This window comes from Leptothoe sp. ISB3NOV94-8A (assembly GCF_043421595.1).
GTDB classification, from domain to species: Bacteria; Cyanobacteriota; Cyanobacteriia; order Phormidesmidales; family Phormidesmidaceae; genus Leptothoe; species Leptothoe turfae.
The window spans coordinates 93070-111610 of sequence record NZ_JAXSQW010000004.1 but is presented as its reverse complement, the minus strand read 5'-3'; the positions used below and the strand labels follow the sequence as shown (position 1 = coordinate 111610).

15 protein-coding genes and 2 pseudogenes are annotated in these 18541 nt (G+C 47.0%); 10 read left to right on the top strand and 7 right to left on the bottom strand.

Features of this window, described 5'->3' with window-relative positions:
• Window positions 1-23 precede the first annotated feature (23 nt).
• The 5 genes from SPB21_RS34130 (at window position 24) to SPB21_RS34110 (ending at window position 8333) form a co-directional block, all read left to right on the top strand.
• Window positions 24-1439 carry a cache domain-containing protein gene (locus tag SPB21_RS34130; protein ID WP_499869498.1) on the top strand — a complete coding sequence of 472 codons (1416 nt, stop codon included), beginning with the start codon at window positions 24-26 and terminating at the stop codon, window positions 1437-1439.
• A gap of 230 nt (window positions 1440-1669) precedes the next feature.
• Entirely contained in the window at window positions 1670-3346 is a 1677-nt protein-coding gene (locus SPB21_RS34125) for a tetratricopeptide repeat protein (RefSeq protein ID WP_499869497.1), read from the top strand.
• A 280-nt stretch (window positions 3347-3626) separates the two neighbouring features.
• A complete protein-coding gene (locus tag SPB21_RS34120; RefSeq protein ID WP_163665505.1) occupies window positions 3627-4883 on the top strand; it encodes a hypothetical protein in 1257 nt (418 codons plus the stop codon).
• Between the two features lie 496 nt (window positions 4884-5379).
• On the top strand, window positions 5380-7767 hold the full coding sequence (locus tag SPB21_RS34115) for a hypothetical protein (protein ID WP_499869495.1): 2388 nt from the start codon (window positions 5380-5382) through the stop codon (window positions 7765-7767).
• A 278-nt stretch (window positions 7768-8045) separates the two neighbouring features.
• Window positions 8046-8333, top strand: a complete 288-nt coding sequence (locus SPB21_RS34110; protein WP_499058314.1) for a hypothetical protein — start codon at window positions 8046-8048, stop codon at window positions 8331-8333.
• 96 nt (window positions 8334-8429) lie between these two features.
• Here SPB21_RS34110 and SPB21_RS34105 read toward each other — a convergent pair.
• Window positions 8430-8660, bottom strand: a pseudogene (locus SPB21_RS34105) (AMP-binding protein); the annotation flags it as partial.
• Window positions 8661-9464: 804 nt separating this feature from the next.
• On the opposite strand from SPB21_RS34105, the gene SPB21_RS34100 reads away from it, so the two are divergent.
• From SPB21_RS34100 to SPB21_RS34090, 3 genes and pseudogenes are all read left to right on the top strand, one after another.
• Window positions 9465-9707: a hypothetical protein gene (locus SPB21_RS34100; RefSeq protein WP_499058316.1), complete on the top strand. Its 243-nt coding sequence runs from the start codon at window positions 9465-9467 to the stop codon at window positions 9705-9707.
• A gap of 120 nt (window positions 9708-9827) precedes the next feature.
• A complete protein-coding gene (locus tag SPB21_RS34095; protein WP_499869493.1) occupies window positions 9828-10145 on the top strand; it encodes a LexA family protein in 318 nt (105 codons plus the stop codon).
• A 10-nt stretch (window positions 10146-10155) separates the two neighbouring features.
• Window positions 10156-10539 (top strand): annotated as a pseudogene (locus tag SPB21_RS34090) (Y-family DNA polymerase); the annotation flags it as partial.
• Here the strand turns inward: SPB21_RS34090 and SPB21_RS34085 are convergent.
• The gene (locus SPB21_RS34085; protein WP_250565497.1) at window positions 10503-10652 is read right to left on the bottom strand and encodes a hypothetical protein; all 150 of its coding nucleotides are present in this window, start codon (window positions 10650-10652) and stop codon (window positions 10503-10505) included. The pseudogene SPB21_RS34090 and the gene SPB21_RS34085 sit on opposite strands and share 37 nt — an antisense overlap.
• Before the next feature lie 16 nt (window positions 10653-10668).
• Between SPB21_RS34085 and SPB21_RS34080 the strand changes: the two genes are divergently transcribed.
• Together SPB21_RS34080 and SPB21_RS34075 are read left to right on the top strand one after the other, a co-directional pair.
• The gene (locus tag SPB21_RS34080) at window positions 10669-10959 is read left to right on the top strand and encodes a DNA polymerase Y subunit UmuC family protein (protein ID WP_250566266.1); all 291 of its coding nucleotides are present in this window, start codon (window positions 10669-10671) and stop codon (window positions 10957-10959) included.
• Window positions 10956-11429, top strand: a complete 474-nt coding sequence (locus SPB21_RS34075) for a DUF4113 domain-containing protein (protein ID WP_250566144.1) — start codon at window positions 10956-10958, stop codon at window positions 11427-11429. The genes SPB21_RS34080 and SPB21_RS34075 overlap by 4 nt, the downstream gene beginning before the upstream one ends.
• Before the next feature lie 178 nt (window positions 11430-11607).
• Here SPB21_RS34075 and SPB21_RS34070 read toward each other — a convergent pair whose 3' ends face one another.
• From SPB21_RS34070 to SPB21_RS34050, 5 genes are all read right to left on the bottom strand, one after another.
• A complete protein-coding gene (locus tag SPB21_RS34070) occupies window positions 11608-12123 on the bottom strand; it encodes a hypothetical protein (RefSeq protein ID WP_499869491.1) in 516 nt (171 codons plus the stop codon).
• A 226-nt stretch (window positions 12124-12349) separates the two neighbouring features.
• On the bottom strand, window positions 12350-12529 hold the full coding sequence (locus tag SPB21_RS34065) for a DUF4278 domain-containing protein (RefSeq protein ID WP_499869490.1): 180 nt from the start codon (window positions 12527-12529) through the stop codon (window positions 12350-12352).
• Window positions 12530-13130: 601 nt separating this feature from the next.
• Complete coding sequence (locus SPB21_RS34060) at window positions 13131-14102, bottom strand: class I SAM-dependent methyltransferase (protein ID WP_250565535.1); 972 nt, start codon at window positions 14100-14102, stop codon at window positions 13131-13133.
• A gap of 312 nt (window positions 14103-14414) precedes the next feature.
• A complete protein-coding gene (locus SPB21_RS34055; RefSeq protein WP_499869488.1) occupies window positions 14415-17663 on the bottom strand; it encodes an ATP-binding protein in 3249 nt (1082 codons plus the stop codon).
• A 68-nt stretch (window positions 17664-17731) separates the two neighbouring features.
• On the bottom strand, window positions 17732-18445 hold the full coding sequence (locus SPB21_RS34050) for a peptidylprolyl isomerase (RefSeq protein ID WP_499869486.1): 714 nt from the start codon (window positions 18443-18445) through the stop codon (window positions 17732-17734).
• Between the last annotated feature and the right edge of the window lie 96 nt (window positions 18446-18541).

The window sequence follows — 18541 nt, the reverse complement described above, 5'->3', positions numbered from 1 at the left end:
TTATCAACATCTTTAGAAAAATCATGTCAACGTTAGAGCCATTTCCATTCGAATCCTACGGGGAATCGCCAACCCGCGCCTCCCAAGGACCGGCTATTTCCATCCGATGGATTTTGCCTTTATTGGTTGTTGCTCCAGTAATCATTGGCATTGCTCTAACGGGTTGGTTCGCCTATAGAAGTGGCCGAAGTGCCGTTGAAGAAACCGTCAACCAAATCACTACAGAGGTTGCAAATAACATCCAGACAGAAGTCATCAGATACCTTGAAGTATCCATCGTGGCATCAAAAATGTTAGTGGCTGAGGTCAATAGTGAGGTCCTTAACATTCAAGATATGGCTACACTCACCAACTATCTTGAGGAAACTCGAGAAGTCTTCCAAACGACACAAACGAGTGAGAATATTGCCAACCTTTTTTATGCCAATGAAGCCGGAAAGCATGCCACCAGCCAGCCAAACTCCACCAGCTTCGATCGACGGGAACGCCCCTGGTATAAAGCTGCTGAAAAAGCTCGAAAAGCCATCTGGGCAGAAGTCTATAACGATAAAAAAACCTCCGAATTAGTCTTGACTCGGTCAATTCCCATTGATAATCAAGCCGGGAATCTAGAAGGTGTTTTTGGAATTGACATCAAGCTCAATTCCCTGAGTAATTTTCTTAAAGAATTAAATGTGGGCAAATCAGGTCAGGCATTTATTTTAGAAATGGTAGATGATCAGCAGTCTACAGGAGAACTTATCGCCACTCCTGAGGACGAGGATCTATTTGTAAAACAGTCGGGAAGAAATAACACCATTAGTGCTAAAGAAAGTACAAATAAGTTAGTTAGAGAAACAGCAGACTATATTCTGGATAACAACAACGGTCTTCGACACCCAAATTGTAATTCAAACAGCCTTTCTAATGAAGAAATAAATAACCTAAGAAATGACAATTGTGAATTTAATATTGATGGGAAAAAACATCTAGTTCGTGTCAACTACCTTGGAGATAAAGATATCAACATTAAGTGGCTGATTGTAGTCACCATTCCTCAGCAGGATTATATGGGGGCCATCAATGGCATTGTCCGAAAGGCACTATTAATCGGAGTTGTTATTACCGTGCTTGCCTCACTGCTGGCGTTAGTAGGCGCAATGTATATTATTCGCCCCATTAAAAAGCTAAACCAGGCTGCCGATGATATTAAACAACATCAGTTTGATCCTCAAACCCTGGCAGATGTGAGGCAGCGTCCGGATGAGTTTAGTATCCTGGCCGATGTATTTGACGATATGGCAACGGTGGTGGTGAGTCGCGAACAAAGTTTGGCAGATCAGGTAAAACAGCTGGAGACAGAGAAATTACAGTATCGGAGCACAGGAGATAAACGTTACTCTTTGGATGTAGCATTGCGCCATGCGAAACAGGTACGCAGTCGATATAGCCAGCGGTAACCCCACCCAGAGCCCATCCCAAGAGGGGGAAGTAATCGATTGGTGGCATAGGGTTTGTCAACTCTTTTATTTAGTGAGAAAGATATAATTATCGTTAATAATACGCCCCTCAGCATAGCCCAGGCATTTTACAATATGTTCAAACTATAGACTTTTACCCAATGTCCAATTTACTGCAACTCAGGTTTGTAACAGGCTTGGCTACGCTTCGTAGTGCCACTTGCTGTGCAATGTCAGTGGCAGTAAGCTGTCTATGCTTATCTGTTGCTTGGGCGCAGGAATCACCATTGGGAGAAGCGATTGAAGATTTTGAATACTGGCAGGATCTTTGTCAACTCCACATTAGTGCGGCAGAGGATAAGGCTGAAGAAGAAGAAGAAAAAGAAGAATATGCTAAAGCGCTGATGGCCTGTGAACAGGCGATTGCCCTCGAACCTGAAGATGCCAACATCTGGGTGCTACATAGTAGTATATTACTCAATACTCAAAAATATCCAGAATCGATTTCATCGGCCAATCGGGCCTTACTCTTCGACCCAGAATATTCGCTAGCCATTACCTATCAGTGTGTTGCCTATAGCGCCCTCAAACAAACCGAAACTGCTTTAGATCATTGTAATCAGGCCCTGCGGATCAATGGTAACTGGGGTAATGAGAATCCGGCCCTTGCCTGGTTATATCGCGGTGTCATTCTGGCCCAAGAAGAAGAGTATGGGCGCGCATTGGTGGCTTATGAACGCACGCTATTGTTAGAACCCGAGTATTCCTTTGCTTTGGCCCGTAAATGTGACGCCCATTTTGCATTGCAACAGGCCTCTCTAGCACTAGGGTCATGCAATGCAGCATTGGGCGTCAATCAAGACTGGGGCGAAGCTAGTCCGGCTATGGTGTGGACAACCATTGGAAAAACCCATACCCAGTTGGAACTATATAATGAGGCAATTGCTGCCTATGACCAGGCCCTCAATCTGGATCCCATGAGTGCCGTAACCTGGGTGGCCCAGGGACAGGTATTAGCACAGCTCAAGCAGACTGAAGAGTCGTTAGTTTCCTTTGTGCAGGCCGTAGGTATCAAGGCAGATTTTGCAGACGCGTTGTTGGGCCAATGTATGGCTTTAAATCGGTTAGCGGTGGACGCCGAGGTGAAAGAACAAGGGAAACTATATGAACAGTCTTTAACCGCTTGCGAAGCAGCATTGGCAGGGGATAGTGACTGGGGAGAGAATAGCCCTGCTAATGCATGGCATGAGCGCAGCATTGCCTTAACGGGTACCGGTAAATATGACGAAGCCCTGGCCTCGATTAATCGGGCGGTGGGAATAGATCCGAGATATGTGGAGGCTTATAACCAACGGAGTATTGTTTATTGGTATTTAAAGGATTATGGTCGGGCTTTAGAAGCAAATCAGCAGGCTTTGGCCATTGATGCGACCTATGACCATGGTTGGTTTACCCGTGGGTTAATTTTTCGGGCACAAGAACAATATCTCCAAGCATTGGAAGCCTATAACCGGGGGTTGGGGTTAAACCCTTGGAATGATTGGGCCTGGACAAATCGCAGTTTGGTTTTGTGGGAGTTGGGGGATTACGAGGAGGCTATAGTCTCGGCAGAAGAGGCTCTCAACCTAAATAATGATTCGGTGCAGGCTTGGTATAACAGGGGAGCAGCCCAGTCGGCATTGAAGGACTATCGTGGGGCGATTGAGAGCTACGATGAAGTTCTGGATAGGGATGAGAAATATGCTGATGCGTTGACGGGGCGGGGGGTGGCACGGTTTCATCTGGGTGAGAATGAGGATGCGATGATGGATTTGCAAATGGCGTTGGCGTTGAATCCGGAGGATGAGTTGGCGAAGGAGACGTTGGAGGCGTTGAGTTCAAATGGGCAAGGGAAAGGCGATAAGTAAAATGGATAGGTGAAAATGTTGAGAACAGGGCGTCACCGTTTAGTGACGTTGGAAATTTACACAGAATTTATGTCAACGGGAGGGAGAGCTTGAAGTTTATGCTGGAGGTGATGGAGGGAAGGAGGGGTGCACATATACCGCCGATTTAGCGGTATATGTGCACCTTTTGAGTAATGACATAGTAGAAATAAACGGAATAGTGACGGTTACCGGCCATGTTATAGGCAATGAGGGAAGCCTATAACAACCATTAAATAGAAATTCAAACAAGGTTTGAGATATGTATGCACAAGTAGATAAAAAAAGAGGGAATAAGAGTCAGGCGGTTGCCAATTCTGTTGCTCAGAAGAAAAGTGACGTGAAGCAATGTTTTGGATTTGTGGATAATCGCTCCGCTGCCCTTCATCTCAAGAAACTGCAAGAAACCGCTGAAAACAATCTCCGTCACGCCGACCAGTTGGCGACGCAATTCAAAGGGAACAACGGGCAAGCGGAAATCAGCACAGGAGATTCGAATCAGTTTATGGCCAAGCGCGAGGCTATTCCTGACCCACCTGGGTCGTTTTCTAATGCTACGTCGGCAGAACCTGTGCAACGAAAACCGACAGAAGCGTTAGGAGCATCAATGTCCGCCAGGCGAGGGCCTATCCAGCGCAAGTGGGTCCCCTATGAAGGCAAAGATACTGAAGGTAAGCTCATGAAATGGGACAAGCCGATCGACAATAAGACGTGGTTCTGTGTCGAGGGCAAGGATTTGCTCTTCTACCAAGACAACTTAACTAAAAGCGAGAAGAAACCATACCTACAATGGCTCCAGGAAGGCTGGCTAGGGTTGACTGACTCCGCCTTGGCGCGCGACGCTAAGCGGAACGTCCAGGGTGGCGTCAATCCCAGACCAGAAACCACGAAAGAAAGCTATACCAAGATGGTAAACCAAGGCAAGGCGCTCTACGCGAGCATGGGTCACAAAAATAAATTGTCTAAGCCAAGGAAAGAATGGCAGCAGTACAAATCCGATAAGATGGAGCCAGATAACGCTATAGACCCCGTAACCAAAGAGTGGGGCATCAAGGTTGTCGTCAAGACTGGCTTCAAAGACACGTACTTCAATCGACTGCTTAAGGACACTGGCCACTACCAGAACTATTTCTACTTCCCGTCTGGAACGATTGTCGCCTCATCAAACTATCGAGCCCAGTCAGAAGAAAAGGAGCCCCTGACCAACAACGAAGTCATCTACCACCAGTTGCTGGAGGCAGCGAAAGTTGCAAAACAGAAGCCACAGGTAAAGACACTGATCCGCGATCACGTAGTCAACAAGACCCTCCAGCCAATCATCCGGCAGGTACGCAAGGATCGAGGCAACGGCGACCTCAAGTTCACCCCCAAGGATCCGATCTTCTTCGTGCTGTTGGCGACCCCCAATGTCAAGGCGGGTGTGTTCCTTGTCAACGACCGGGGTCACCTCATTGGGATCAAGACGATCACGGAGCTAGTACTCCTGAAGAAGGGAAGCGTCGAGATTCACTTCGGCTGATCTCGGTGGAATCCGTCCCGAACCAAACGAAAAGGACTGTAGGGTGAAATTGGACAGGCACGATTCCTGAAAGCTCATAACAAAACCTAAAAAATCATTAAAACGCTTTTTAGCTCAATTGTTACGTCGCATTTTGTAGTAGCCCGGTAGGGTGCAATACATTGCACCGCTTCAACCCATTTCGCTCCCGACGATCCTCTCCTCACTCCACAATCAATCTCTACAACCAAAGCCCCAAACCAAATTGGTGCGTTACGCGAAGTATCGCTAACACACCCTACCCATATCTGAGGATGGCTAAATAACTCGAATTGTTGATCCCTTATTTTGCAGGCCACCCATGATAAGTATGCAAAGTTAGATAAACCATTAACAGATACGGAAGTATTGGATTGGGTATAGATATTTCTTAAAAGGAGATCGATTCTATAATAAGTGGTTCTTAGGGACCCATTATCATCTGGAACAATATCTGTTATTTACTGAGGATGGCTAAATGATCCTAAATCCTGTAGCAACCACCATTCTCCGACGCTACTTACGCAGGTTGCCGTTATCTCAGCGCATATCACAGTATCAATCCCTGATGACGGTGAGTTGGCTCCAGACCGCTCTAGAGCAGATTAAACCAGAGGTTTTACCAGAAGAACCTCTCCCCGAGAACGTAGAGATACAAGATACCATTCAACCCCTGCCACCCTACTATCGTCAATACCGCTGTACCCAAGGCGATCCCCTCACCTGTCAAGAACATATTAGCCAGCCTGGCGAACCCACTAGCCTCATCTGTACTCAATGTTACTTTCCTGCATGGCTCGCTCCAAAACAACACCTTATCGGCAAACGAGGTGAATATGAAATTATTAAACCTCTGGGTCGCCGAGGCATTAGCCGCCTTTACGAGGGCATTAACCTAGACACCGAAGATCCCATTATTATTCAAGAATTTCTTCTACCCTCACGATATTTTAATCAGGAAGAACAACGAAACTACCAAGAACAGTTCCTTGGCCTTGCTGGCATTACCCTGGCCGATGGGCGCTCCCAAGATATTAGAATTGTTGACCCTTTTGATACCATTGTCGATCAATCTGGAGATCGATGCTACTTAATCACCCTTGGCTTCAATCGTACCGCCACCCTAAATGAGTACTGCGCTCGCCATGGTCCCTTTAACGATTCCATGGTACGAGACCTGCTGAACCAGGCTCTCCAAACCCTTATCTTTTTACACCAACAACGATTCGCCGTACCTACTGGTCAGGCTCAACAGGGCGTCATTCACGGTAATCTAAATCTCAATAGTTTGCTATGGGCTGCCAATACAAATGACAGTCCTCCCCAGGGATTTGTCTATCTTACCGACTTTCATATCTGGACCAATCTGTTTGACCCGGCCAGCCTCGAACGGGGTGATTTAGGTGCCCAGGATGAACTGAGTATTCAAGATGATTTACAATCCCTTGGGAAAGTAGCATTTTGGATACTACATGGCACTACCGTAGATGATCATGGTTATCCCCTTAATCCTCGACTTAATCGCCACTGGCCTAAGTCTGTCGATAAAGAGTTAAAACAGTTTATTTGTCAGTTAATTGGCATTGAGTCCACTTTTGAGAGTGCTGAGATAGCCCGTAATGAATTACTCAAACTCCCACCCAAGCCAGCCATTAATCAGATTGAGAAACGAGCAGCAGAAATATTGCCTACTCAAAAGCCATGGTACCGGCGAGTTATGCCCTGGCCCTTGCTCAGCTTTCTAGCATTAGCTGCCCTAGGTGGTCTAGTTTGGTGGTTCTTATGGCGATCGCAACGCGCACAGGTTGCACAACGTGTCCCCTCTCCCTGTTGCCTCAAAGATGTGGATGGTATTCCCTCAGGTGAGTATACCTATGCCATCCCAGATTCGGCCTATTGGCAACCACTGTTTCAACCCGCACCAAATAGTCAGGATCGCACCACCATTATTGACAACACACCAGGGCTGTTAGACCAAATCACCCCACAACAATCTAAGCTCTCTTTTAAGAGATATCATCCCAAAAATGACGATGAGACCAATCTTGCAAATACATCGATAGATGATGCAATTACAGCAGTTCGAACGGATCAAGCTGACTTTGCTATCGTACCCATGCTCGCAAAATTACCTATTGATGTAACGGCTACCATCATCGCCTACGATAGCCTGGTACCCATTGTGGCATTTAGCTACTCTAAAAGAGATGACAGCTTACCAACAGCCCTGCGAGGCAAGATGACCATAGCCGAGCTAGAGAAATTATATACCAACGAAATCAATAATTGGGACAAGCTAAGTCCTGTAAACTTAGCTGTCAAACGTTATTGGCCCGACGATAAGACCAATCAAGAGATTTTTCAGCAGCTGTTTGTTGCTGATAGAGAAAATGGACCAGAGGCTAACGCATTAATTAACAAAAGCCAGTCTGCCGCCGAAACTCTGCCAATGCTGCCAATGTTCCGTCGCATTTTGCAGGATTTCGAAAGCAATGACACCGGCAGTATCGCGATCGCTCCCCTAAGCCAGGTCTTTGGTCAGTGTGCCATATATCCTCTTGCTTTTGAGAAAAACCGTCAGGCTACAGCACCACTGATATTTGATACAGGGGTAGTTGTCACGCCGGAAAGTGATTTGTGCGATCGCAAAGGCAGTTATTTTCCCCATGAACATGTCATTCGAGAACGCACCTATCCCTTGGCCTATCCCCTGGCCATTGTTTATCCTCTAGACAACACCCGATCAGCAATCGGAAAAAGTCTGGCAAAGCTCTTATTAACTCAGGAAAGCCAAACATACCTAACAGCCTCAGGCATGGTATCCGTTTATCCACAACAAAAGTCAATCACCTCGACCTTTAGATAGTCGTCCCTGAAAAACCTCAAAGCAGGCTCCGACTGGAAACTAATTTTTTGGATTCTTGAGAAAGAAACGGACTAACTTTCGTAAATTAAACCCACACGCCTGCCTGCCTGACATAAATGCCTATAACCTAGCATACATAAGGGTCAGCCAGAAAATGGGCAAAGCGCATGCAAAGCTGAAAATACCAAACCATCAGCTTGAGATGCATGTCACCCTCGACCCAACTGTATGATTTACTAAAAATACTCTTTTCATATCGGGCATTAAGCTTGAGATGCATGTCACCCTCGACCCAACTGTATGATCAATTGTTCACCTTCTTACGTCAACACAGCTGTTATAAAGACTTTCGGCATTTGAAAACGTTGGCTTGGATGGTCAGTGCGCTCATCTGTAGTGGCCAACTTAACCCCGCCGCTTGGGAGCCGTATGTCCCCAGTCGGACAACTCAGGCTCAAAGCTTTGAACGTCGATGGTCTCGCTTTTTCATGAATCGAGTCATCGATATCAAGGGATTGTATCTACCTCTGGTTTTGTTAGCACTCACTCACTGGCAGTCTCATTAACTGTATCTGGCGTTGGATACGACAGTGCTGTGGAATCGCTATTGTATGATTCACCTGTCGGTGGTCTGTTGTGGACGAGCGGTACCGCTTTTATGGCAGGTCTTGGTTACGTCGGGGGGGATAGGCTGGGACTGCCACCACACCTGCATATAGACAGCCCATAAACGCGGCAATAAACTCTAACCCAGATGGGTAAAGTAACAGAGCACGATCCCCCACATTCACCCGCTGCCCCAGATAGGCTGCAATATTTTGAGCTTGTTGATCTAACTCCTGGTAGGTAAGTGTGCCGGATTCTACTTCACCGTCTTGTAACAAACATAAAGCCAACGGAGCAAGACGCCGGTTTCCATTAGTTCGACTTCGAGAGAAGTCATGAGCATAACTCTGCAGTAACTGAAATCTCACAAAGCTTGCGTTTCCATTAGTTCGACTTCGAGAGAAGTCATGAGCTTGGTTTACGCCATGTGCGCGTAACCCGAGTTAAGTTTCCATTAGTTCGACTTCGAGAGAAGTCATGAGGAAAATCACTCCCCGAACTGGTGGATTTTAAACTGTAAAGCTTCCATTAGTTCGACTTCGAGAGAAGTCATGAGGGCCGGGTCCTAGAACCCTTACTCTGAGAGCATTATAGACCCCACTTTTCGTAGGGGGCAAGCTCATTCCCAAATACTTAAGAATCATTTGCAATTACCACCTGTGGAAAACGTCTAAAGCTCTTATGTGCCAATGCATTCGTGGGGTTCAACCAAAAAATAAGGGTTTCAGCGATCGCCTGACCCCCACGAATCGTCAAGCAAAGTAACTCAAACCCTATAAAATCGATCAGAAATCTGCCCTAACCATTTCAGAACGCCCAAAATACCAATTTCCCTACCCCCTTGACTAGGCAGATCCTCAATGTATACCCTATGCCTAAGGTCCTCACCGACCCCACTACAGAGCACATAATTTAGCGCCACCGGCTGGTGCTGGTAACACCAAACCGGCGGCTTCACCCCCACGTTGCGGCGACAACCTGGGAGCGCAGGTTTATGGTACCTGTTGCCACCCCGGATTGCATATACACACGGGGTGGCTACTTTATGCGCTCTGGTTTCCTACCCGTTATCTATATGGAGATCAGAGCCCATGTTTATCGACCCAACCCAGGGTGCAGGTGCGCCAACCGATCCGCCTGCCGATGGCCTACCCGAGCATCAGTACGAGGATGTACGACTGATGCTGCTTGGCCCTTTAAACGCTGTGCAAAATACCATTGCTACCCTATTCAAACTCAACTATGCCGAACCCAACGACTGGAGCCGTCCTCTGGCAACCGGTCGACCCAATGAGGTGATGGCTATTTTGACCCGTCGAGTACGAGTAGATTAGGAGCAGGGGAGCAGGGGGGCAGAGGGGCCGCAATATGCCGATCTCCCTTTCTCCCCTCTCTACCCTTGGCAGAAAGCCACTGCATTTGATACAAATGAACTATCGTCATCCATCGTTCCCATGGGATTTCCTATCCCAGGTGATGCCATCGAGCAGCGCCTTGACCTCAACCAGTACCTGATCAAACGCTCAGCCGCCACATTTCTAATGCGAGTGGCCGACAATATGGCCACCCATGACGATGTCCAATCCGGCGATTTACTCATCGTCGAACTGACAAGTCAGCGCTTACGCTATCGCTCCCTTACCGGTCAACCCGGCACCCTAGTCGTCGCTGTCCAAGACGGCGAACTGATGGTCACCCGTTTAAGCACTGACGAATCACGTCCCATAGACCTCTGGGGTGTCGTCACATCCCTAATCCGTCAGTTCTCATGAGGGTAACAAAATGTTAGCCCTTGTAGATTGCAACGCCTTTTTCGTTTCCTGTGAAAGAGTCTTTCGGCCAGACCTGGAAGGTAAGCCAGTAGCGGTATTATCCAACAATGATGGCTGTGTTGTTGCCCGTTCTGCCGAAGCCAAAAAACTGGTTCCCATGCAGGCAACATTGTACTCCATTCGCCACCTGGTACAACAAAAATGCCTGCACGTTTTCTCATCTAACCCGGTTCTCTACAAAGACATGTCTCGCTGGGTGATCGAGACCCTACAATAATTTAGCCCTGAAGTAGAACAATACTCCATTGACGAAGCCTTTCTCGGCCTGGGTGGCTTTACCCACCTGGATTTAACCGACTATGGCCACACCATTCGCCGCACCGTCAAGCAGTGGACCAATATTCCAGTATCTGTCGGCATCGCCCCCACCAAAACCCTGGCCAAGATCGCGGCCCATGTAGCGAAGCGATCGCAAACCGCCAACGGCGTACTTAACCTCGAAACCATAGACGATGTAGACGGCTTGCTAGCAACTATCGATGTGGGCGAAGTCTGGGGCATTGGCCGTCGCAACAAAGCGAAGCTGCTTCAGGCAGGCATTAAAACCGCACTCCAGTTAAAGCAGGCACGAGATGGCTGGATCAAAAAACGATTTGGCATTTTTGGCCTGCGGACAGTGCTGGAACTGCGGGGCACCCCCTGCTTTGCCATGGAACCCGTGGCTCCGCCCAAAAAAATGCGCATTGTGTCACGATCCTTTGGCCACTTGGTCACTGAACTGTCTGATTTGAAAGAAGCGATAGCGAAGCGCTGACTTGTCAGTTCGCCACATACACCACCCGCTGTGCCGAAAAACTTCGCCAGGATAATCTGCTAGCCGGTTACTTTACCGTCATCATGCGCACCAGCTATTACCGAAAGGAGAACCAATATTCAGCCGCGCGAACGGTGCAGCTAGACCCACCCACTAACGACACGGGCCGATTAATTCAGGTTGCTATGCAGCTGGCAGAAATGGCCTACGAGCCCGGCTATGACTATCTCAAGGCAAAGGTGATTGTGCAGGCCGATGAAGTCCAAGGTAGCCTGCTGGGTGGACCAGTCCATAATGAAAAGCGAGCCCGACTAATGGCAACGCTGGACCAGATTAATAGCAAGCTATCTCCGGACGCGGTGAAATATGGTGCAATGGGGCTGGCTCCGACATGGGGCATGCGGTCAGAGTATTTCTCCCAGTGTTACACCACCCATTGGGATGAGTTACCCCTGGTGACCATTGAGTAATGCTTTCCATTCCCACAAAAAAGCCCCTACCCTGTTGGCAGAGGCTTGGAGTATGTATGTAGGAGAGTCTGATGAGAAAAAAGGTGCCCTGAAAATAATGAAGCTTCACAGATTAACGGAGTCTGCACCGGGCACCCAAGCCTGTTAGAGCTTAGTACCGCAACAGCTCAGCAATCTGTTAGCGGACGACGGACTTAGTCCGCGCATCCAGGGCATCTAAGCGAGCTTCCTGGATGTTGTCGATAGCTTTTGTCCGAGCATCCAACGCTTCCAAACGAGCGGCTTGAATATTCTCAACCGCTTTGGTTTGGTTGTTGAGGTGCTCAAGACGTAGCTTGTGAACGCTGTTCTTAGTGCGAGCATCCAGAACATTTAGACGTTCAGCTTGGATATTTTCAACAGCTTTAGTACGAGCATCCAGAGCATCTAGCCGGGCTTCTTGAATGTTATCGATAGCCTTGGTGCGGGCATCAAGCGCATCCAGACGAGCGGCTTGGATATCTTCGATGGCCTTAGTCTGGTTGTTGAGATGCTCAAGGCGTAGCTTGTGGACGGAATTCTTAGTGCGACGGTCGAGTGCTTCGAGGCGGGCTTCTTGGATATTGAAGTTAGCGGGCTCAATGGCGGAGGCAACGGGTGTAATGGCAGCTGTCGCAACGAGAACAGTTAAAGCGGAAAGAAGTGTGCGTTTCATGGTTAAAGCTCCTTGGGAATCAGTGAATGAACTTCATTGATTACAAGAATGCCGGGGCTAGCTGAACGCTATCTGACCGATACCTGAAGGTTGGTTAAGGCGTTTCTGAGATTGGCTGAGTAACTGTGGTGACGGGCATCACAGTTACTCAAGAGCCAATAAAAAAGCCCCTGACACTGCTGTCAGAGGCCGTTCACTGTGCTGTATCGAACGTGGGAATTTGGTCTTAGGCGCTGTAGCGAATGCCGCGATAGGTGAGGCTACGAGCAGCAGACTGAGCAGGCATGGCCTTGGGGGCTCTCATTTTGAAGGTGCGACCCATAAAGAACAGCTCAGTATTGGTTTCGATGGTTTCAATAGTCTGGGCAGAGGGAGTGTAGGATGCACCAAGATGAGTGAGTTTCATAGATAAAGTCCTGATAGGTGTGTGAGTGTGTCGGTGGGTGTTGGAACTCCGAGGGGGTGGATGAACGTTGTTTTGTCTGTTCTGAGTAGGGAAACAGCAGGCTGCCTATCAATTCCGATGGACTTTTTGTGATCGTTGTTACAGGTGGATGTGCGATCGCTCACTTTCGAGCCATCCCTTTTCTGCCTACGCGATACTACAGCCTCGCTTCAAATAAGAAGCCCTCCACGGACACTAAGGTTCACGGAGGGCTTCGGGTTAGATATAGAGGGTGCCTAAAATTAGGAAAGTAATACAGGGTTCTGTCTACTTACCTAACTCTTAGACGATATAAGGTTCGAGATAGGACGTTATGCAATAGTTTGTCTGTGAATCCACTGTACGCCGGGCAGTGGCACACTAACCCCTTGCAGGATAAGCCCACTGTCTGCTTGCACAACCATCAAGTTTCCTTGGTTTGTGTCTGCGATCACTGTGGAGTGGACTGATTGGGTATTGACTAAAGGATTCAGAGGTTCTCTGATGCTATGGCCCAGTGAGGTGTGTGGAATTTAATTGATTTTGCTTGCTAAGCTACTTGAAATCTTATTTGATAGCCCTTTTATTTTGTAGCAATGATGATTCTATGGCGAGGATTACAAGCCTTAGTGATTACAGCATTAAACCCGATCTGCTTCAAAGCAGTTTCTATATCAAAGGTATAGTAGTCGTCACTCCAGGGTTCGGTACTCTTCATAAGGGTTGACAAAATGGGATTCAAATTCTGAATATGGGGAGACTTAGGATCGATGTCCACCAGGGCTATGCTGCCTCCCTTACGCAATAGACGAAAGGCTTCCTGGCAAATTTTCTGGGTTGCCTTGCGAGGCAGTTCGTGGATAACGTACTGTAGCGATACTAAATCAAAAGAGGCATTAGGTAAGCCTGTTTCCTCTGCCTGAGCATGACGCCATTCGGCAATTTCATTGTTGGTATCGCGATATTTTGCTACAGACAACATATAAGGGGAGAGATCTAAACCGACAGTGCGAACTGCGTGGTTTTGGCGTTGGGTGTAGTGCTGATGGAGATATTGAGTGGAAATGCCGATCGAACAACCCACATCAAGGAGATTTTTGACATCATTTGGGCCATATTGATCGAGAACTTGATGAATATTAGTGCGTAGCTTTGCCTGGGCTGCCTCCCAACTCAAAGCTGGCCAAATTCGTAATGGCATGGCGTAGGTAGCTGGTTCCGTTTCAAACGCTGCAATCCAACATAAGTTTCCTTTGGCATAAGCGTGAAAAGGGGCCTGATAATAGTCAGGATAGGTAACAGTAGGATTGTTCAACTGAGGTAACCATTTTTTTACATCAGAGGTTACCAATGTCTGAACTGTCTCACGCCATGGAATTCCTTTTCTCTCTGCCTTTTTAATCAATACTTGTCGGGCTTGCTGTTTCATTAAGGCATATAATGGCTTGGTACCGATTAACCGATTAACAAAATGAGATAGCCAAGTATCTCCAGCCCAGGCAGGAGTCTGCTTTTGAAAGGAGATAGTCTTATTAGTCATAGTCTTACTAATCATGGTGTTTGGCTCCTAGGATATTGTGTGTAGGTTTTGTTGTGATGATCTAACTATGGCAAAAAAAATCGGCGAAAAAAATTCCGTTTTGTTCAGGTTTATTTAGGAGAAGGTTCAGGTTTATTCAGGTGTCATGAAAATAAGTGCTCGAAATTAGTTGAATGGGGTGAATAGCTCACATCTAATCAATGGGTATCAAAAACTTCAGGAGCAGGAGCAAAAATCTGCCAGCATAACTAAAGAGAAAAAATTTACTGCCGCGCGGTAAGAGTATAAGTTGCTGCATCCAAATCCTGAACTTGTTTCTTAACAGCCCTAAGTCTCTAGTAAGCTAATAATCTCATCAAACTGATAATTCTCAACTAAGGCATTGAAGCGAGCAACAATAGCATTTCCCCTTTTATTTAAAGCACCATTGGACGTCACTGATATCTCACTAAGTAGCTGTTTTACCCGTTTACCCTTAAGGGAGCTAGCTGCCTGTTTTAGCTCGCTCACCCACTCAGTAGGCATAGCTTTTAGCGCTGCTGCTAGCTCATCAGTGGTAACAGGTTCAGGCGTTGTAGCGTTAGTCAAATTAGGGGGAACACTGACCGAGTCATAGACAAACTCAGCTCCCAAATGTTCACTAATCTTTTTCCAAATACTCTCTTCTTGAAACGGCTTGAGCACAAAGTCATCAAACCCAGCCTGACGCATTAATTCCTGCTTGCCTTCGAATACGCTGGCTGTCAGGGCAATAATTATCGGAGATTTTGAGTTTTGAGTTTTGAGTTTTGAATTATCTCTCTCGACTTCCTCTGCCTCTGCTTTTTCTGCCTCTTCTCGAATCCAACGAGTCGCTTCATAGCCATCCATCTCAGGCATTCTCAAATCCATCCAGATCAAGTGGGGCTGCCACTCTTTCCAGGTTTCTATCGCCTCTTGCCCATTACTTGCCTTTCGGACCGAAAGGCCAACCGGTCTGAGCAAATCTAACATGACCAAACAATTATCCGGTTCATCATCCACAATCAACATGCGATAGTCAGGTTGATCTGGCACTAAACCGACCACCTTCTCGGTGTAACGTTGCACCGGGAAAGACTCACTGTCAGCAATCTCAATTGGCAAAGACACCTGAAAACAGGTGCCTAAACCAACGGTACTGCTGGCCGTTATCTTTCCTCCCATGAGATTGACAAATTTATCTGTAATCGATAGCCCTAAGCCACTGCCCTGCTTAATCTTATGTCCTGCAGTAGTTTGTTCAAAGGGAACGAATAACTGTTCTAAATCCTCCTTAGGAATACCAGGCCCCGAGTCTTCTATATCTAAGTGCAAAGTAGGCTGTTGAGCACTATCCACACTAGCCTTTAAGGTCACGGTTCCTTTTTCAGTAAATTTCACCGCATTGCCGACTAAGTTAATCAAGATTTGCCGTAGCTTCCCTTCATCAACATAGATATGCTGGGGTAGACTAGCATCAGGTTCTATGCGAAACTGCAACCCTTTTTCTTGCACTTTGAGACAAAACATCCCTTGAATGTCTCTGAGAGTTTCATGCAAATCACAATATTTAGCATTGAGCACAATTTGCCCTGCCTCAATTTTGGACATTTCCAAAATATTGTTGATCAAGGACAGTAAATGCTCACCGCTGCGGTTGATAATAGTTAGACGCTGCTGCTGCTCAGGCTTAAAGGATGTGTCTTTGCCAAGAATTTGGGTGAAGCCAATAATGCTATTGAGAGGGGTGCGGAGTTCATGACTCATATTGGCCAAAAATTCTGATTTGGCTCGGTTTGCACTTTCTGCTTTTTCCTTAGCCTGTTGAAGTTCTACTTGAGTGGCTCTAAGAGTTTGCAACGTTGCCCTCAGTTCTTGGTTACTTTTTGCTAATGTTTGCTGGCTTTGGGCAAGGGATTCAGTACGTTTGGCTACCTTTTGTTCCAATACCTGGTTTGCCTGGGCCAACGCTTCTTCGGCCTGTTTGCGAGCACTGATATCACGCACCATGATCAGCACCTCATCATCTCCTAACCCTGAGATACGCACCTCTTCATCCTGGATCTGACCATCCAAAATCATGCGGTGTTCGTAGACTTGCAGTTCTCCTGTTTGTAATGCCTGCTGAATATGATGCATTCTTTTTTTAGCCAAATCAGATGGTAATGATTCATCCACCGTGTTACCAGGCAAAAATTTGGTTACACCATAAACCCGTTGCAAGCGATTGTAACTAACAATTTCTAAATAGGTGCCATCTCTCTTTGCATGGATAAGCAGATCAGGAATGGCTTCAACAATGGCACGATTAGTGGTTTCACTCTGCTGCAGTGCCTCAAAAGAATCCTTGAGCTGACTGGCCATTTTATTAAAGGCTCCGGCCAGGGTATCAATATCGGCAATGGGGCTGGGGACTATTTGCTGCTCTAAATCTCCTTGAGCTAGTTTTTCTGAGGCTTGGGCCATGGCCATTACTGGGGCCGTAATCCATCGGGCAGTGGCAATGCCAGAGAGGATAGCGACGGCCAGTGCGATCGCACACAAAACCAACGTATTACGAGTATTTGTATCAATCTGGGCCGTAAAGTCTGCCCTGGGAATCACCACCACCATCAGCCAGTCCAGCCCACGGCCATCTTGAATTGGAGTGACCTGTAAAAATTGCCGCTGGCCATCTAGCTTAAACGTAAATCGCTGACTGGTTGTAATGTGTTCAAAACTGTCAAACTGCTGCAATAAATCTTCGGTAGCGGCATGAATTAAGGGATGGCGGCTCTTTATTGCCGCCAGTCGTTCCTCTTGTCGATTTACCTTTAGAAACGGAGGTTCTGGTACCGAACTGGCAACAATATTCCCTGAACGTTCAACAATAAAGACCTGGCCATTGTCACTGACATTCAGCTGTCGTAAAAAGTCGCTGATGTTAGATAGTGTCAAATCCACCGCCAGCACCCCTAACAGCTGGTCCGCCACTACGGGTACAGCATGGGTAATCCCCAAACGGGGAGGATTCGCAAATACGTAAATTGGGGACCATGTAGATTGCCCAGCCGCCACGGCTGCTTGATACCAGGGGCGTGTTCTTGGATCAAACCCATCCTGATTGAGTAACGTTTTGCGATCGCCCTGCTGATCTAACTGATAAATCTCTCGGTTAGGGACTGTGCGCTGATCTTTGATTCTTAAGGTGGTGAGAACCTGATTCTCACGCCATATACCGACAAACTCTCCATCAGGATTACCAAAATAAACATAGGGAACGGCTTCAGAGATTTGGATCTGCTCCCAAAAGTAGCGGGCCATAGCATCGTAGTCGGTCAAATCAAAATACCCCGCCTCAATTGCCGCCACATTGAGTTGTAAAAACTGGTGAGGAGTATCAGCAAAGGTTTTGACATGGGTTTCCACCCCTGTAGTCACCTCATCACTGATCTGCTTGACCAGATCATCCACTGACGTCTGAGCATTACGAAATGCTAACCAGCTTGTCAATCCGACTGCTGCCATAAGTTGCACAACAAACGACACCACCAGGGCCTGACGAAGACTGAGCTTAGCGTTTTGAAAATGGCGCATGAATCTAGAGACAATAACGCTTATCTAGTCCATTGGATTTCGTTTAAGGGTAGTGCGACTCGCATGATTTAGGTCATACTTTTCATCTGTACTGCCAACCAGGTGTCAAAGCATTCATCCAGTAAACGCTGTTTCAAGCTATTGTTTAATTCGGCAGACACCCGCTCTTCCAGCCGCAAGATAACAAACCATTCGCCAATGGGAATGGGAAACCATAGCTGACCTACTTGACTCACTGACAACAGTCGCGCAATAGCGCGATGCGGCTGCATCAGAGACACAGGCCCCACTAAACCACCCACTTCAGCTGATGACCCTTTAGAGTAGGTTTTTGCCAGGTTAGCAAAGGTATCTTCGTTTTTCTGAATGCGAAAATAGATGTCTTGGGCCAGACTGCTATCGCGGGTACGAATGAGCGAATAGATCACCTGGTCAAAATCATGTTTACGTTTGGCATACAAAGACCCTAGCTGATGCGCCCATTTATCCTCTTTAAATCGTTGGACTTTAAACTGGCGAATGGCTAAGGCTTCTAATTCGTCTGGCACCAGCCCTCGTTGACGACAAAATGCCTGCTGGTCTTCTACTGAAAATAAGTTATATCGCATGTCAAACTGCTGACAGGCAATTCTAATATCGTCAGATGTGAGTTGAATGGATGCGATCGCTTGATCAATGACCAGATCTCGCTGTAATTGCGGCAGCAGTTGGTAGCGTTTGAGTAACGGTACCAAATCCATCGTACTAAGGGCTTGGGCATCAAATTGCAAGGTTGTATTCATGGCAGTGCCTCCTGAGAAAATGCCATGGACAAGGTCCAATATCGCGGAAAGCTACAGCAAAAAAAATACCGAAAAGTTCAGGTTTATTCAGGTTTA

Excerpts from the sequence above, each read along its gene's own strand:
- SPB21_RS34115 (WP_499869495.1), top strand. The coding sequence starts at position 5,380 with ATGATCCTAAATCCTGTAGCAACCACCATTCTCCGACGCTACTTACGC.
- SPB21_RS34070 (WP_499869491.1), bottom strand. The coding sequence starts at position 12,123 with ATGAAACGCACACTTCTTTCCGCTTTAACTGTTCTCGTTGCGACAGCT.
- SPB21_RS34055 (WP_499869488.1), bottom strand. The coding sequence starts at position 17,663 with ATGCGCCATTTTCAAAACGCTAAGCTCAGTCTTCGTCAGGCCCTGGTG.
- SPB21_RS34130 (WP_499869498.1), top strand. The coding sequence starts at position 24 with ATGTCAACGTTAGAGCCATTTCCATTCGAATCCTACGGGGAATCGCCA.
- SPB21_RS34125 (WP_499869497.1), top strand. The coding sequence starts at position 1,670 with ATGTCAGTGGCAGTAAGCTGTCTATGCTTATCTGTTGCTTGGGCGCAG.
- SPB21_RS34085 (WP_250565497.1), bottom strand. The coding sequence starts at position 10,652 with ATGGTTTCGAGGTTAAGTACGCCGTTGGCGGTTTGCGATCGCTTCGCT.
- SPB21_RS34110 (WP_499058314.1), top strand. The coding sequence starts at position 8,046 with ATGTCACCCTCGACCCAACTGTATGATCAATTGTTCACCTTCTTACGT.
- SPB21_RS34095 (WP_499869493.1), top strand. The coding sequence starts at position 9,828 with ATGGGATTTCCTATCCCAGGTGATGCCATCGAGCAGCGCCTTGACCTC.
- SPB21_RS34050 (WP_499869486.1), bottom strand. The coding sequence starts at position 18,445 with ATGAATACAACCTTGCAATTTGATGCCCAAGCCCTTAGTACGATGGAT.
- SPB21_RS34065 (WP_499869490.1), bottom strand. The coding sequence starts at position 12,529 with ATGAAACTCACTCATCTTGGTGCATCCTACACTCCCTCTGCCCAGACT.
- SPB21_RS34060 (WP_250565535.1), bottom strand. The coding sequence starts at position 14,102 with ATGATTAGTAAGACTATGACTAATAAGACTATCTCCTTTCAAAAGCAG.
- SPB21_RS34120 (WP_163665505.1), top strand. The coding sequence starts at position 3,627 with ATGTATGCACAAGTAGATAAAAAAAGAGGGAATAAGAGTCAGGCGGTT.
- SPB21_RS34100 (WP_499058316.1), top strand. The coding sequence starts at position 9,465 with ATGTTTATCGACCCAACCCAGGGTGCAGGTGCGCCAACCGATCCGCCT.